Source organism: Erythrobacter sp., from assembly GCF_038133525.1.
GTDB lineage: Bacteria > Pseudomonadota > Alphaproteobacteria > Sphingomonadales > Sphingomonadaceae > Qipengyuania.
Genome location: NZ_JAYPTL010000015.1, coordinates 7,264 through 23,736 on the forward strand (window position 1 = coordinate 7,264; position 16,473 = coordinate 23,736).

Below are 16,473 nucleotides of genomic sequence, written 5' to 3' on the forward strand. Positions count from 1 at the left end.
CGATTGAGCTCCGACTGGCTCGCATACTGATTCCACCGGGCAAGCGACGGCTTGGCAGAGACGTAGAACACCGGGGTCGGGCCCAAGGCCGTGGTCTTGCTTTCCATGAACTTCGTGAATTCGGCGAACACGGCTTCGGGCGACTTGCCGGCATCGATGTCGTTCTCACCAGCGTAGAATGCGATGCGCTGCGGCCGATAGCGCCCTACCACCTGATCGAACCGATAGTTGATGTCGGAGATCTGCGAACCTCCGAAGCCGCGCTTGAGTATCCGCAGTTTGCGGAAATCATTCTTCATGTCGAACCAGAAGCGAAAGCTGGAACTGCCAACAAACAGCGTTTCGCATCCTTGGGGAGGGTAGACCTCGTCCTCCACGTTGAAGACGTGAATTTCCTCACCGAATGGTGCTTCCTGGGCTACCAACTCTGCCTGAGGGAGCAGGCAAGCGGCAAGAAGCCCGAGCGAAAGTGCAATTGTCCGTTTCATTCCAAGACTCCGATATTCCTAGGCGAACGGACCGGTCTTGCCCGCCCCGCCGTTACAGAGATTGTGAATCAGGTGGCGCTTGAGTTCCTCGATCCTGGCTGGCGTTGCCGAGTCGAGTACACCACGAGCGTCCTTGGGAAGGTGGTCGCCTGCGGGGCCATTAAGCTCGAAGACATAGTGGTCGAACATGGCCTTCCATGCACGTCGCTGATCAGGCGGGAGTTCACGCAAGGCGATGACGCCGTGCAATAGTGCATCCCACGGCGACCCAAGGTCCTGCCGCGCCGCGTCCCACCAATAGTTCACCAGGATATTGACTGGTTCGAGCGCGGCAACGTGGTGATACCATTGGTAGGGAATATAGAGCACATCGCCGGGCGAAAGCTCTGCAACCTGAGCCTGGGCCAAGGCGGACGAAAATCGCGGGAAGCGCTCGTGATCGGGCTCGGAGACATGGACCATGCTGATGGGCGTCCCTCCAGGTGTGAGTTCAAAGGGACCCATGTATAGGTCACCGATTGCTTCAGGAGGGAAAAGGGTGAACCGGCGCCGCCCTGCGACGACGCATGCTATGTTCTCCAGCTCGTCGTTATGGGTCGCAACCTCCGCCCGGTTGCAGATCCACATTCGCGGGAGAACGGATGGCGGCAGCAACGGCATCGGGTGGACCGCGGCAAAGCCGGGAACACAAAGGTGGACAGGGAGCCCCTGTGCCGCCAGCGCCCTCGGGTGCGAAGCATTCGCTTCCTCGGCCAAAAGCTGGAGGAACTGCCGGAGCGTGGTTTCGTGGCGAGTGAAGTTCAGCTCTCGCGCATCGCGCGTGTAATGGAAGCGTCCTTGCTCCGAGGGATCGGCCTCTGAATATGTGAGTGGAGCGCCGGAGGCGTTGGCTGCGAGTTGCGACAGAAGTTCGTCCGTACCGCCGATCGCAGCCTTGACGATTGGCCAGCCCGCAACCAGGCCGCGAACCACGACCGGTTCACCTTTCTCCCGGAAGGACGAGAGATTGGCTTCCGCAGCCTCGACAACAAGCACATCCTTCACACCGATCACACTCCTTGTCCGCAGAATTACACTTTGACGAGAAAATTGGAAGCGCTACCAATTTCTCGAGCCACCTGAGAGAACGATCATGAGATTCTGGGGCAAGTCACACCGTACACTGCTATTGCTCCTTATTGTGGTGTGGGCTGCACCTGCCCGCGCTCGTGACGATCGCTGCGGGGTACCGATCCTGGCAATGACCTATAACATCAGGCTTGATACGGCGGTCGACGGGCAGAATAGCTGGCCTCATCGTCGCGATTTCCTGATCAACCAGATTGAGATACTCCGCCCCGCGTTGCTGGGCATGCAGGAAGTCCTGCCCAATCAGCGTGCTGATCTCCAGTCGGCACTGAGCGGATATGCCTTTGTCGGCGGGGGCCGCGACGATGGCAAACTGGCTGGCGAAGCGTCACCGATCGCCATCGACCGACGACTATTCCTGATCGAAGCCAGCGGTACCTTCTGGCTTTCACCAACCCCTTCGATCCCTTCCACCGGATGGGATGCCGCATATCCCCGTATCGCGACATGGGCGCAGCTCCGTTACAAGGGAAGCAAAACCCGCCTTTTAGTCATCAACACGCATTGGGACCACGTTGGACAACAGGCACGAACCGAAAGCGGTCGCCAATTGGCGCGCTGGCTGCAAGATACCCGAACCGGTGAAGAGGCCGTAATCATGCTCGGCGACTTCAACACGGATTCCGCCGACCCAGCTATTGCCGACATGCTCCAACTCACAGGCCTCAGGTCAGCCCAGGATGCTACAACCTCAACCAGTGCAGGCGAGCAACCTTCGACCTTCAACCGTTTCGAGGCTCAACCTCCGGCTGGTCTGGTCATCGATCACATTTTCGTCAGCGAGAGAGTCGCGGTTCGCCGAAGCATGGTCATTGCCCAGCACCTCAATGGCCGCGTTCCCTCCGACCACTTTCCGTTCGCCGCGCTGCTCAAGCTTCCGTCTAAGCAGCGGGGGAAAGGATGTAGCTAGGCCCTCTGCCTTAGTGAGCTAACGGCACCACTTCTTCGCCGGAACTTTGAACACGAGCCCGCACGGCTAGCACAGCGAATACTGCGATGACGGCATAGGCTGCCATTGGAATGAAGAACGACGCCGACAGGCTGGCGCTGTCGGCCATATGCCCGACGGCATAGGGCAAAACTGCGCCGCCGACGATGGCTACGCATAGCAATCCCGAGGTCGAAGCCTGAGAAACACCAGCCCGCTCCAGCGTGATCGTAAAGATCGTCGGGAACATGATGGAATTGAACAGACCCACGGCAAGTGCCGCGTAGCCTGCCAATGGTCCGGACGAGAGGGCGACGACAAGGCAGAGTGTTGTGGCAACGCTCGCTGCAATACCAAGCAAGATGGGCGCCCGCACGATGGTCAACAGGTACGAACCAATGAAACGTCCAATCAGGGCACCCATCCAGTAGATGTTCGCAAGATAGAAGCCTGCAACTTCCAGAGGCAGCCCCATGATGTCGGACTGATTGAGGAAATTGATCATGATGCTGCCAATCGACACCTCGGCACCTACATAGAGACCAATTGCGAGCGCACCGAACAACGCCCACCTCGAACGCAGCGCATCCAGCACAGAACCTCCCGGAGCCTGACCGAAGTCCAGCGCAGCCTTGGTAATCCGTTCGCGCGAGAACCAGATGAACACCATCAGCCCGACAAGCATCGCCGCAATCAGGAGGAATGCGTGGGATACGGCTTGAAGCGCGATCACGCGTTCGGCCGGATCGGTGATGTGGGCATGACCAGCCTTGAGGACGTCCTCACCGAGCATGATGCGCGACCCGAAGTTCACCCCCAGAACCACGCCGAGCGAATTGAAAGCCTGCGCAAAGGTTAGGCGGAAATGGCTGCTTTCCGGTGGGCCGAGCGCAGCGGCGAGAGGGTTTGCCGCGACCTGCAAGGTCGTGATCCCCGCTCCAAGGATGAACAGCGCAGCCAGAATCAAGGTATAATCCTGAAAGCGAACGATAAACTGCACAAGCAAACAGCCGGCGATCATCGTCGCCAGCGCGACGAGGATAGAGCGCAATGAACCCAGTTTGGCGAGCAGGGCGGCAGCGGGAAACGACATAAAGCCGTAGGCGGCGAAAAAGACCAGTTGGGTAAGCAAGGCTTCGGTGTAATTGAGGCTGAAGCTTGCCTTCAGCGACGCAATCAGCGGATCGTTGTTCGAGGTAATGAAGCCCCAGGCAAAGAAAAGTGTCGTTACCGAAACAAACGCCGCTGAAATGCCTGACAAATGCTGCCTCATCGTCTCATCCCTAATTTGCCTCAACGGCGATTACGTAAGTTGCCAATGATCCACGCGGCATGGCAGCGCGATAGGTCTTGCCTGCAACGCTGAAGGAAATTTCTTCCTTGTCGGCGGTGCCGTTGAAGACGATGAGCGAGACCTTGGTGCCATTGTCACCGAGAAAAGCGACTGCTTCCACTCCATTCGTATTGGCGGCGGAGCCTACGCGCCGCGCCTGATCCGGCAGGAAGCGGCTGCCGTGGGCAAAGGCATAGTACTCAGGCTCGCGAGTAATAGAGCCGGTCTCGGTGTTGATCGTGACCAGACCGCGGCAGTTCCCGCAGCCCCCGAGGTGAGGACCGTGGTCCTGATCGAGCGCGAGGTTCCACATTAAGACGCCCCTTGCCCAATGCCGGGGCGCGCCAATGACGAGGTTCCGCGCAGACCATTGGAAGGCCGATGTCCAGTCGCCGCTCCAGTCGCCTGCAGAGCATTCCGTGAACCAAGTCTCTTTGTCGGGGAAACTATCGTGAATGGCCGATTGGGCTGACACGTCTCCACCATAGCAATGCCAAGCAACTCCATCCACGAACGGCGATGCCTTGGTGTCCGAAAGGACCGCCCTGGGACTTTCAGGCTCGTTCCAATTGTGATCCCAGTCCAGCAATCGTGTTTGCGGTATCTCTTGGTCCATCAGCGGGCCCAGGTGGCTGCCTATAAATTCGGCGCGCTCGGCAGGCTCGACCCGCATGCCTGGATAGTCTTCCGGTTCGAAGTGCGGCTCATTCTGGATTGTCAGCATGTTGACGGGCACTCCTGCCGCATCCATCGCCTTGGTATAGCTGACAAGATACCGGGCGAAGTCGTCATAATGCGCCGGATCAATTTTGCCTTTGATCAGACTTTGGCTTGTCTTCATCCATGCCGGCGCTGACCAAGGACTAGCAATCACCGTGAGGTGCGGATTGATCGAGCGGACTTCGCTAATCGCCGGAATCAGGTTGGTTCTTGCAGGAGCGATGTCGGCCACTGGATCGCCAACGGTGTCGGCGTAGGTGTAATGAGTGAGCGAGAAATCCGAAGCCCCGATCGTGATCCGAGTGATATCCAGTCCCAGTTCCCCACCGGGACCAAACAGCTCCAGCAGCAAGGCGGCGCGATCGGCTGCGCCCATCTTCTGCATCAGCAGCCACGCGCTGGCATCGGTGATGGATGCCCCATAGCCGGAGAATGGCTGATACCTCTGGGAAAGGTCGACCACGACGTCCGCCGACCGACCGGCACCTAGCTGCACCTGACCTGCTGTGATTGCGGAAAGTCGCCTGGTTCCATCCGCTGTTGTCAACCAACCGGAAACCGATGCCGTAGATGAAGGCGCAGTGCCCGGAGGTGGGCCTGCCGAGCTCGTAGCGCCGATGCCGGAACAAGCGGCCACCAACAGCGCAAGCGCCCCGACCGAAGCACGCATGCCGAAAGCAGGAACACGGATGGCCATCACATCGCAACCTTTGCATCGCAATATTTCGCGACGAAATCGGCATGTGTCGGCATGACGGCGACGCATTTTCCGATGACATTCTCGATATTTCCGAGGAACTGGACAACCTGTGCCTCGCTCCGGATATCGACGAGCGGGTCATAACCCTTAGGGATGACGCCCTGGCCAAGCATGACCTGGATCCAGCTCTCTTCACTGAAGAGTTCCTCATCCTCGCGGAAAATTCGCCCGTTGGCGCTGAACAAGTCCATCTTCCGCTGAAGCGTATCGGGGACCTCCATATCGCGGCAATATTTCCAGAACGGCGTATCGTCGCGCTCGGTGGCTTTGTAATGCAGGATGATGAAGTCCCGCACACGTTCGTATTCGAAGTCGGTCTGCCGGTTGAATTCGTCGATGTTCGCCTGGTCGAAACGACCATCGGGCATCAACCGGATCAGGCGAATGAGCGAAGACTGGATCAGGAACAGGCTCGTCGATTCAAGTGGCTCCAGGAACCCGGCGGCCAAACCGAGCGCCAGGCAGTTCTTGTTCCAGATCTTTTCGCGTTTGCCGGTGGTGAAACGAATTCGATTGGGTTCTGCCAGTTGCTCACCGTCAAGTTTGTCGAGAAGGATTCGCTCCGCCTCGGCTTCGTCCATGTACTGGCTGGAGAAGACGTGGCCATTGCCCGTGCGATGCTGCAATGGGATGCGCCATTGCCAGCCGGCTCCATGGGCCGTTGCCATGGTATAGGGCGTGAAATTGTCCGATCGTGCGCAGGGAATGGCAATGGCCCGGTCGCACGGCAACCAGTGGGTCCAGTCCTCGAACCCTGTCTTCATGGCCTGCTCAATGATAAGGCCACGAAACCCCGAGCAATCGATAAACAGGTCGGCTTCGATCTGCTCGCCACTGTCGAGTGTCACCGATTCGACAAAGCCATCGTCCGGCCTCAGCGCAACATCGACAATCTTGCCTTCCTGGCGAATGACGCCGCGATCCTCGGCATAGGTTCTCAGGAACTTCGCATAGAGACCGGCGTCGAAGTGATAGGCATGCGCAATATGGCCGATCGGAGAGTCTCCGGCATCGGCACGCGCGGGCATGAATTTGTTTTCGAGCGCGGCGGCGGTGTTGATTGAAAAGTTGGCGAAATCGGACGCTTCGTCCTTCAGCTTCATCTTGAGCCAGTATTGGTGGCATCGGAGCCAGCCAAGATCCTGACCAATAACGCCGAACCCATGTATATAACTGGAGCCGATCCGGTCCCAGTTGTTAAACTGGATGCCCAGTTTAAAGGTGCCCTGGGTCAGGCGCATGAACTGGACCTCGTCCAGTTCGAGCAGTTCGTTGAACTTCTTGATGGCCGGGATGGTCGCCTCGCCGACGCCAACGGTTCCAATGTCTTCCGACTCAACAAGCTTGATGCGATAAAGCCCCTGAAACAGGTGCGACAAAAGCGCCGCCGCCATCCACCCCGCCGACCCGCCGCCGACGATCAGAATCGTTTTCAATCCACCTGACATGCCGATTGCCCTCCTCGCTCAATCGGCAAGAGCCGGGCATATGAGGCGGTTGTCAATCGGAAGAGGCTGTGAATTCACGCGCTTGCTCGCATCAAGTCCAAATCCACGGCTGAACAATTCAGGCTGGTTCGCGGTCTCCGGACAAGGATCGCCCGGCCACGCAAACGGCAACCGACCGGTGAAACTTCTTCCCGGCCGCCCGGTCGTTCCCTCGAACAGGACATCGGTTATGCCCCGAGCCTCGGTACCCGGCAGCCAGGCAGCGATGAAGGCGTCGGACAGGTTCATCAGATCGTTGGCATAGACCGGCCGCCCAGAGAACAGCACAGAAACGACAGGCACTCCTTTGCCGGAAATACGCGCCAGGGTCTCGAGTTGGTCCGGATATCGCGCAGTATGACGCAGAGTGGCGGGATAGACGATGTCTCCCTTCATCTCGGCATAGGGCGCTTCGGCCATAACCATGATCACGGCATCGTACCGCGACAAGTCGACACCGCGCCCGTCCCTGCTGACTTCGACGCTGCCGCCGCCACCCAAAGCTTTGGTCACGGCCGAGAGCATGTCGTCGGCAATGGGATAGTCGGAATCGTCCGTCTCATCACCTTGCCAGGTCAGCGACCAACCACCCATCTGGGCCGTGACCTTGTCGGCAGCTTCCCCGACAAGCAAGATCTTGGCGTCGCGTTTCAAAGGCAGCGGCGAGGCCTGTCCGTTCTTCAGCAGAACGAGCGACTTGGCCACCGCTTCCCGTGCTGTGGCGCGGGCTAGGTCACTGGCGAGATCCTGTTCAGCCGAAGCATCCAGAAACGGTGCGCGGTCCATCAAACCCGTGCGGAATTTGACCCGCAGGATCCGGGTAACGGCATCGTCGATTCTGCTCATCGGGATCGTTCCCGCCTCTACGTCGGCGACGGTCTCATCGATGAACTTTTCCCAATCGTCGGGAACCATGATCATGTCGATCCCGGCATTGATTGCCTGCGGGCAATGGGTGCGTGTACAGCCGTCAACCTGCTCGATCGCGTTCCAATCGGACACGACGAAACCGTCAAAGCCCAGTTTGCCCTTCAACACATCGGTGATCAGTTCGCCGTTCCCATGCATTTTGCCGTGGGCAACACCTGCACCGGTATCGGTCCAACTGCTGTAGGAGATCATCACATTCTGGACGCCCGCTTCGAGTGCGCCAAAATAGCCGGGGGCGTGGGTACGAATCAGTTCGTCCCGGCTCGCACGGGTTTCGCCCTGATCCTTACCCAGCCAGGTGCCACCGTCGCCGATGAAATGTTTTGCCGTTGCTATCGTCGTACCAGGACCGACAAGGTCGCCCTGCATTCCGGTTACAAACGATTTGGCATAGGCCCTCACCAGTTCCGGGTCCGACGAGTAGCCCTCGTACGTGCGGCCCCAGCGCGGGCTCTGCACGACCGCCAGAGTCGGTGCGAATATCCAGGTGATTCCGGTTGCTCGCACTTGTTTGGCTGTCAGATGGGCTATCCGCCCAACCAGGTCGGGATCATGCGCTGCACCAAGACCGATATTGTGCGGAAACTGAGTTGCGCCAAACACGTTGTTATGGCCGTGAACCGCATCTGTTCCCCAGATGATCGGAATTTTCACCGCCATGTCGGTAGACATCGACGCATCGTAGTAGGCGCGCGAAAGTGCAACCCAATCGCCCGCTTTTGAACGCTTGTTTCCATCGGGCCAGGCACCGCCACCATTGAGTACAGAACCCAGATAGTGCTCGCGGACCTGCTCGGGATTGACCGAGCGAATGTCGGCCTGCGTCATCTGGCCGATTTTTTGGCGAAGGGACATTCCCGAAACCAGGTCGGCTATGCGCTTCTCCATACTTGCATCAAGCGCATACGGAGAGGAAATCTGTGGCCAGGCTAGGGCGTGTTGGTGATCGGATGCAACGGACGTGGAAACAGTCTCACAGCCACTTAGCCCCGTCAGCATCGATACAGCCGCCACGCAGTAAATTCCGATAGACTTCATGAGCAACGTGGCTCCCGTATTGGGCAAAGCGCCTAGCCTAAGGGCTGCGCCGCCTGCGGCGATTAGTGAATTGCGAGGCAGCCCCGGACGGCGGCGGGCTGGGACGTGAGGAGCCAGGGCCGACTCTGGGAGAGAATGAGCCGGCCCTGTTCCATTCTAGAAGCGATAGTTCACCCCGAGGAGGAACTGCCGGCCATAGGTCTCGTAGACTTCCGGCAACGGTGCGCCGTCAGCTGTCCGGGCCCCGCCGTTGTCGACACCCAGGCGAGTGCGATAGGGCGAGTCAGTGACGTTATACACCTGTAAGAGAATGCCCAATCCCTCGAGCGAGCCCTTCTCGAACGTATAGCCAACTTGCGCGTCGAGTTGATCGTCGGCCAGAATTTCCGTCAGTCCGCGGGTTGCGAACAGCTGGACGACTTCGCCCTTGAAGCCGGATCGATAACGATAGCTCGCACGCGCCTGGAATCCGCCCTTTTCGTAGTAACCGGTCAGGTTGTAGACATAGCCGGACAGGCCCGGAATCCTGGTCGCCTGAACCACAGTCGGATCTTCGCTTGCTGTGGGTTTCAGATCCGATTTGGTGTAGGAAAAGCTCCCGCTGGCGCCGAACCCGTCAAGGAACGAGGTAATCCGCCCGAACTCGAGCGCACCGCTCACCTCGATACCCTTGATCGAGCCACCGTTGCCATTGGCTGGCTGGTTGATCGAGCCGATCGGACTAATAATTACCCCGGCAGGAATGTTTGCCGCAGTCGGCGGCAATGGCAAGCCCGAGAAATCGAATGGTTGAATTTGATTGTAAATGTAGCTGTCGAGCTTCTTGTAGAAGCCGGCAATGCTGATGTAGCTCGCAGGCCCGATGTACCATTCGTAGGACACATCAAGTGCCTTGGCCCGCCAAGGATCAAGCAGAGGATTACCACCGCTTGCCGACCACGGGTTGACTACCTGCCCGGGCACACAGGGCGGGCTCCCGCCGCAGGGATTGCCGAAGCTCGGTGTAAAGTTGGCGCGCAGGTCATCGACACGCGGGCGCGCTAGCACTTTTGCCGCAGCAAGGCGGATCCGATGTCCGCCGCCCAAATCATAGAAGGCATTCAGGCTGGGCAGGACATCGGTGTATGTCTTGCCTTCAGTGACGGGAGTTACGACTGTCGGACTCAACGTGCGGTTGATTGCACTACCGCTCGATTGCTGTCGCTGCTCGACAACCTGGATCCCGAGGTTCCCGTGGAGACCACCCGTTTCAAAGGTCGCCTTTACGAAACCGGTCAAGACTTCTTCATCGATTGACCAAGCCTTGTCGTAGGTATCATTGTTGATAAACGTCACGCGATCATAATAGACCGGCAGCGCAGAAGCGAGGTCGACCGAAAGAACATTCCCGAAGCCGGCGTAACCGAGCGATGTTGGTGAAGCCAGATACTGTCCATCGACCAACGTCTGAAGGCGGTTGTTCTTCAGAAAGAGATCGAATTCATCGACTCGCTTTTTCTTGTCGCGAATAGTGTAGTTGACACCTGCGGTGATCGACTTGATGAACGTATCGAATTCATAGCCGAATTTCAGATCCAAAGCGAATACTTCTTCGCGAACGTGCGGCTCTTTGATCTGGCCATCATGTCCCCACCCACCCCAAGGCGCGCGATCACCCAGAGAAACCTGGGAGGCGTCGGCATAATCCAGGCCAGACGAGTAACTCGGGTAGTCACCTTCGATCAGGTCGGAGATATCGAAGCCAATCGTGTCGAAGACTCGATTGGCATTCTGATTACCCGCCGTTACGCAGCAGCCGTAACCGGCGTAGGTCTCCGTAATGCTTTCGTCGCGCCTGTTGCGCGAATACGACAGGTCGGCTTCGAAGTGGAACCGATCCGTAATGGCAAATTCGCCATTGAGGCCGCCCGCGAACAATTCGTCGCTGCGGGTGTTGAGGTCGTTGCGCAGAATTGGGGCAACACCTCCATTTTCGCCACTAACCCCCACCAGCGTCCCGCCGACGTCAGCGGTTCCGACATTGCTGAATGTCTGGCTATCGGCCCAAAGATTGGAAAACCACTGCACGCCACGCGTAACTTCGCGCTGCTTGAACTTCGAGTAATACAGGTCGGATGTCAGATGGACCGCGTCGCTCGGCTCCCATTCGAGGATCCCGATGGCTGCATCACGCTTGTTGAGTCGCGAAGTCGCAAAAATTTCCTGACCCGTCAGGAACGTCGCGCGGTCGGCGGAATCTGGCGAAATCCGGTCGCGAAGAAATGTACAGAAGCTCTCGCCGTTGAAGCAGAAAGTCTCGTAGTTGTAGGCCTTGTAGTGACGGTTGCTCGAAGGCGAGTCGAGATGAGCAAAACCGATCGCCCACCCGAGCGTGCCGTCCGCATTCTGGTCAATGTAGCTGCCGCTGGCGCGAAACCCATAGTTGCGAACATCGTCGTTCAACCTGCCCCCTGAATTGACTTCGCCGCGCAGGTTCAGCGCGACGACTCGCTCATTCAAGTCCAGCGGACGGACAGTGCGAAGGTCTGCAGTGCCCGACAGGCCGAAACCAGATATTGCTGCATCAGGCGTCTTGTACACCACGACACTACCAAGCAGTTCGGACGGGTACTGGTCGAACTCGACGGCACGGTTGTCACCCGAGCTTGCCTGCTGCCGGCCGTTTAACAGCGTGGTCGAAAAGTCGGGAGAAAGGCCACGGATCGAAATCACCTGGGCACGCCCGTTTACGCGCTGCGCCGTGAGGCCAGGCAAACGGGCCAGTGATTCTGCGATACTGATATCGGGCAATTTTCCTATGTCTTCAGCCGAAACGGCCTCGACGATAGACAGCTCATCGCGCTTTGTGGTGATCGCATTCGCGATGCCTGCGCGGATACCACTCACGATAATGACGTTGCCATAACCATCGACCTCAGGACTGCCCTCAGCAACCGACTCATCAGGCGCCTCCTGGGCTTGCGCGGCAGCAGGAAGCCCCATGGCCAGAGCGAGCACCGAAGTAGTTACACCAAGAGCACCACGACGACTCGAAGAGCGAGCACTTGCTTTCATTTTTTCCTCCCCTGTCCGGGATTTCGGCCCGGCGTTCTGTCTTTGGGCCGCCGGTGGGCCACTCAGCCGCCGTCGGTCAGGCGCAGTTTTGGAAGCGCTTCCAATATCGAATGATGCAATAGCAGATAACTGTCAACCGCAATTTGGAAGCGCTCTCAAAATTGACCGTTGGCGGCTGTTTTGCGTCAGGCCGACTGGCGCAGGATTAATTCGTGAGGAACGACCTGCTCGATCACACCGCGTCCGATAGACCCGCCTTCCCCAACACATGCCTTAACGAGGAGTTCGACGGCACTCGCACCGATCTTGCGCAAAGGCTGGTGGATTGTGGTGAGGGGTGGCCAGACAATTTGTGACACCGGAGTATCATCAAACCCGGTAATGGATATGTCGGCTGGCACATTGAGACCCAATCGATGGGCGGCGAACAAGGCGCCCGCCGCCATGTCGTCATTCGCACATACCAGGACTGCAGGCCGCTCGTCCGCCTGGAAAAGCTTACTTGCCAGCTCGGTCCCGGACCTGAAGGTGAAATTTCCTTCGACAACAGAAATCGCGTCGTTCGGAATTGAGTTTTCATGCATTGCCTCACGCAGGCCCTCCAGCCGGAGTGCTGCTGATTTGTGCTCTCGGGGTCCCCCCAGATAAGCAAGCCGGCGATGCCCTTGTCGAAAGAGATATTCTCCGAGATCGCGCCCGGCCTTCTTGTCGTCAATTCCGACAGATGGCCCCAAAGCGCGCGTCGGCGGGCCAGCAGAAACGAGCACAAAGGCAATTCCCGACTGGCTCAGTTCTTCGATCATTACCCGGTCGTCCGAGAACGGCGGAGTAAGTATAATGCCATCACACCTAGTCTGGCACGCGAGGGCCGCAATTCTAGCGCGGTGCCTTTCGTCCGAAGGATCGACTGTATGAGCGACTAATCCATATCCATGCGCCGTCGCTGCGCGCATAGCACCGAGCTCGAGTGCGGAGTTGTAGTAACTGTTCGGCTCGACGTCGGCATCAGCGGCAAATACCAGCGCGAAGAGACGCGTGGCACCGCTTGCGAGTTGCCTCGCCTGCTGGTTGACCTGGTAATCCAGTTTCGTGACGGCGCGCAGGACCGCGTCTCTAACCCGCTGGCTGGTGTTGGGATTTGAGTTCAGGACGCGGGAAACCGTTGCCCGTGCTACACCCGCTTCGCGCGCAACGTCATCAATCGTCGGCCTTCTACTCAATCGTGCTCACTCGTCATTTCGTAGGTTGATACACTGCGGACGTCATATCGTGCATAGACGACGCGGCAAGCAAGCATTTTGGAAGCGCTTCCCGAATCGCCAACGGCAATCTATCCAAGCATCGGGAGTAGCACTATGCCGAGCGAAATTTTGGAAGTGGACGCCAACGCGCTCGGCGATGTAACAAAGCGAGCGAGGGAGATTCTGGAACCATTGGTCGTGCGCGGCATTGCTGCGGAGACCCCTGTCGTCGAAGCTGCCAGTAAAGGCGATGAAAGTCTCCTAAGCTATCTCCTTTCCCGTGCACACCCGTGCGGTGTGACGGCGTTGCACGCCCCCGAAGACACGATGGGGAAGTTTGGATATTCAAAGGATCTGACAGGCTTCAATTTCAGCAAGTTACAAACAACTTTCCCTGAATTTGTCGAGCGCCTCCTGCAAGGCCTGCTCCCGCCAGGCTCAGTGGCAGTGCAAGGTGTTCAGGCCAGTCGCGCAGTGCCGGTCTTTGACAAGGAAAACGCACTCGAGTTTTTGCCCCAAGGGGGGGAGTATCGATTGTGGCTGGGAACTCGTGCGGTAGTCGCAATCCACTGTGACCCTGCTCCGAATGTGGCCTATGTCGCTGCCGGCACGCGACGATTCACGCTGTTTGCGCCGGAGGAGCTAGGGAACCTTTATATGGGGCCGTTCGACCCAACCCCCAGCGGCACTCAGATCTCGCTCGCCGACCCGCTTAATCCCGATCCCGTGCGCTTCCCCCGGTTTCCCGGTGCACTGGAGCGGTCCCAAACTGCGGAACTTACGCCCGGCGATGCAATCTTCATCCCTACGGGCTGGTTTCACCACGTGGAGGCCACAGCTCCGCTCAATCTCCTTGTGAATTACTGGTGGCGTAATGCGGAGGTCGGACCATCGCCCTGGGATGCACTGATGCACGGCTTCATGGCTCTCCGCAACCTGTCGCCGGCCGACCGGCGGATCTGGCGCGCCATGTTCGATCACTATGTCTTCGAGGCCGATGGAGATCCGGGCCACCATATTCCCTCGCAAGCCAGAGGAATACTCGCCCGGCCGACGCCGCAAATGATAGAGGGCATGAGACAGGCGATTGCCCGCGCGCTCGCTCGATGAAGCTGATACCAGCCAAGCCCATTCCCGGTTATAGAACAGTTGAATATGACCAACCAGCCGACCGTGACACTGCTTGAGCTCGGGTTAAGCGCACGGCCTGCGGCGATCGTCGAAGGGTTTGCTGCTGCGCCGGCCCTCTGGCGCGATCAGGCACTCGGAAGCGGATATGAGGCCCGGGGAGACTTCTATCCCGGGCCGCGCAAACATGTCGACCCCGGCTACTTCAGTGACGTGGGCGGACGGCTCGGCGCAGTCATGCGCTCGGTTTTTGGCTGTTCGCAGTCCCTGAAAGTGGATCGCGCGCTCTATTCGATCGTCGACACGCCACCGAAAGACCTGTCTCTCGCGCAGCGGATTCCTCACTTTGACGACAGCTCCGACCATGCCTTTGCGATGGTCCACTACCTTTCCCACACCCCTTTTGGCGGGACGGCGTTCTACCGCCATAAGAGCACCGGGTTGTCTCAGATCCCTGCCCAGCGACATGCGGAATACTTGCAGGCGCTGACCAGAGACCTTGATATCCACGGCGAACCCGAACCATCCTATATTGCCGGCTCGACCGCAATCTTCGAACAGACAGGGCAGGTCGATTTTTCCTATAACCGCGCCGTCATCTATCACGGCAACCAGTTGCATTGTCCGATGATTCTTGAGAACCTTGAGCACGTCAGCGACCCGTTCCGCGGAAGGCTGACGATTGCCGTGTTTTTCAGAGCGATGTAGCCAGGACGCGCTGGAGGGCACCGACGGCTGGCAGGGAACGAAGTTCGTATCCAGACCCGGTAACAAATCATCGCTCGGTCCCGAATTCCACGGAGTTAGCAACTCCAAAGAAGGAAAACCCGGTGATGAAATCTGCGATATTCTACGTCGCGCTTGCATCGATTCCGGCGCAGGCGTCGGGTCCGGTGTCGATCCTGACGCTCCAAAGCGGTAGCCAAGGCGTTTTACGGAGCGGTACTTCAAGCCTTCCCCCCGTTGCTCGCGATCCCGCTGAGATAGCCTATAGCAAGGGTAAAACGCTCGTCTCGAAGAGGATCAGCTGCAAAACCTGCGCGCATCCCAAGGGCGTCAAAGACGCACAGACGGCGCAACAAGTAGCCCAGCGAGTCCGTACTGGCGAGTACGAACTCGATGCTAAGGAGCGTGAGCTAGTCCTGTTCTACCTGACCAACCGGTTTGGCGCCTGAGGTAGGCGGTTTCACCGCGCCTGTCGCGCGTCCAGAGACGCGATCCGTGAGATCCTGGGCCGCGCTGGCGGGTACGCTGGGCATTGTCCAGCTCCTGACCTTGCTCGGTCGCAGCGAGAGCTTCAGCGCTCTGTCATATGCTCTGGTCCTGGCTGGTGGTTCAGCAGTGGTTACCGCACTGTTGTGGAGGCAGTCGGTCTCGCACGGGGCAGTCGTCTTGGCGGGGGCAGCCCTTGCACACGGAGTAACCCTGTTCGGCGTACCGGACTTCGTTGACGACTATTTCCGGTTCCTCTGGGATGGCTGGCGGACCCTACATACCGGAACTCCCTACGGGATCGCGCCGGGGCTGTTCTTTGTCGACCAGACCGTTCCGACGGAACTTAGGCCGATCCTCGATGGGATCAACAACCCTGAACTCCCGACTATCTACGGCCCGGTGCTGCAAGCCGCGTTTGCCGGAGTTTTCGCGCTGGCAGGCGGCAATCCGCTGGGTTTGCAATTGCTGTTCTGTGGGACAAACCTGGCTGTCATCATCATGCTGCTGCGGCGCCATCCGCCCGGCCAGGTCGCACTCTACGCCTGGAACCCGTTGGTCATTGCCGACACAGGCCTGCATCTGCATCCCGATGGGCTAATCTCAGCCGCGCTAATGGCGGCGTTGCTGGCAGGGCGGACGCGACCACGGCTGGCAGGGTTGATGCTCGCGGCCGCCGCCGGGGTGAAGCTGGTGGCACTGGCGATCTGGCCGGTACTGCTGCGCATGCGGCCCGCTGCGCTGGGCATGGCGCTCTCCGCGCTTGGCGGACTCTACTGTGTGTTCCTTGTCCAGGGAAACGGCGCTGGCTTCGAAACCACTGCGACCTTCGCCAAGTTATGGCATTTCAATCCTCTTGCCTACGAAGGCCTGTTCCGGCTGTTTGGCTGGCAGGCGGCCAGAATTCCCGCTGTGCTGGTGGCCGGCCTGCTGGTCCTGTGGCTGCACGCACGCAGCCGTACGCTCGAGGACGTTCCCGTGGGAACCATCTTCGCCGTTGTCCTGCTGCTCTCTCCCGTAGTCAAC

Annotated in this window: 13 protein-coding genes; 5 read left to right on the plus strand and 8 right to left on the minus strand. The window is 58.7% G+C overall.

Annotated elements, in window-relative coordinates:
- A partial coding sequence (locus tag AAFM29_RS05550) for a hypothetical protein (protein ID WP_341711798.1) occupies positions 1–488 on the minus strand: 488 nt, incomplete at its 3' end.
- Positions 489–506: 18 nt separating this feature from the next.
- Complete coding sequence (locus AAFM29_RS05555) at positions 507–1,532, minus strand: cupin-like domain-containing protein (protein ID WP_341711799.1); 1,026 nt, start codon at positions 1,530–1,532, stop codon at positions 507–509.
- Positions 1,533–1,620: 88 nt separating this feature from the next.
- Here AAFM29_RS05555 and AAFM29_RS05560 point away from each other — a divergent pair, with 88 nt between their 5' ends.
- Positions 1,621–2,526, plus strand: coding sequence for an endonuclease/exonuclease/phosphatase family protein (locus AAFM29_RS05560; RefSeq protein ID WP_341711800.1), 906 nt, complete (start codon positions 1,621–1,623; stop codon positions 2,524–2,526).
- A 10-nt stretch (positions 2,527–2,536) separates the two neighbouring features.
- Here AAFM29_RS05560 and AAFM29_RS05565 read toward each other — a convergent pair whose 3' ends face one another.
- The 6 genes from AAFM29_RS05565 to AAFM29_RS05590 form a co-directional block, all read right to left on the minus strand.
- Positions 2,537–3,817 carry a sugar MFS transporter gene (locus AAFM29_RS05565; RefSeq protein ID WP_341711801.1) on the minus strand — a complete coding sequence of 427 codons (1,281 nt, stop codon included), beginning with the start codon at positions 3,815–3,817 and terminating at the stop codon, positions 2,537–2,539.
- A 10-nt stretch (positions 3,818–3,827) separates the two neighbouring features.
- Entirely contained in the window at positions 3,828–5,060 is a 1,233-nt protein-coding gene (locus AAFM29_RS05570; RefSeq protein ID WP_341711802.1) for a glycoside hydrolase family 30 beta sandwich domain-containing protein, read from the minus strand.
- A gap of 233 nt (positions 5,061–5,293) precedes the next feature.
- On the minus strand, positions 5,294–6,793 hold the full coding sequence (locus AAFM29_RS05575) for a tryptophan halogenase family protein (RefSeq protein ID WP_341711803.1): 1,500 nt from the start codon (positions 6,791–6,793) through the stop codon (positions 5,294–5,296).
- A gap of 30 nt (positions 6,794–6,823) precedes the next feature.
- A complete protein-coding gene (locus tag AAFM29_RS05580) occupies positions 6,824–8,839 on the minus strand; it encodes a glycoside hydrolase family 3 protein (protein WP_341711804.1) in 2,016 nt (671 codons plus the stop codon).
- Between the two features lie 129 nt (positions 8,840–8,968).
- The gene (locus AAFM29_RS05585) at positions 8,969–11,866 is read right to left on the minus strand and encodes a TonB-dependent receptor (RefSeq protein ID WP_341711805.1); all 2,898 of its coding nucleotides are present in this window, start codon (positions 11,864–11,866) and stop codon (positions 8,969–8,971) included.
- A gap of 185 nt (positions 11,867–12,051) precedes the next feature.
- Complete coding sequence (locus tag AAFM29_RS05590; protein WP_371830718.1) at positions 12,052–13,086, minus strand: LacI family DNA-binding transcriptional regulator; 1,035 nt, start codon at positions 13,084–13,086, stop codon at positions 12,052–12,054.
- A gap of 135 nt (positions 13,087–13,221) precedes the next feature.
- Here AAFM29_RS05590 and AAFM29_RS05600 point away from each other — a divergent pair, with 135 nt between their 5' ends.
- The 4 genes from AAFM29_RS05600 to AAFM29_RS05615 all read left to right on the plus strand — a co-directional run.
- Positions 13,222–14,217, plus strand: coding sequence for a cupin-like domain-containing protein (locus tag AAFM29_RS05600; protein ID WP_341711806.1), 996 nt, complete (start codon positions 13,222–13,224; stop codon positions 14,215–14,217).
- A 45-nt stretch (positions 14,218–14,262) separates the two neighbouring features.
- A complete protein-coding gene (locus tag AAFM29_RS05605; protein ID WP_341711807.1) occupies positions 14,263–14,943 on the plus strand; it encodes a DUF6445 family protein in 681 nt (226 codons plus the stop codon).
- 125 nt (positions 14,944–15,068) lie between these two features.
- Positions 15,069–15,410: a hypothetical protein gene (locus AAFM29_RS05610; protein WP_341711808.1), complete on the plus strand. Its 342-nt coding sequence runs from the start codon at positions 15,069–15,071 to the stop codon at positions 15,408–15,410.
- 46 nt (positions 15,411–15,456) lie between these two features.
- Positions 15,457–16,473 (plus strand): hypothetical protein (locus tag AAFM29_RS05615; protein ID WP_341711810.1); only part of this gene is annotated, 1,017 nt, incomplete at its 3' end.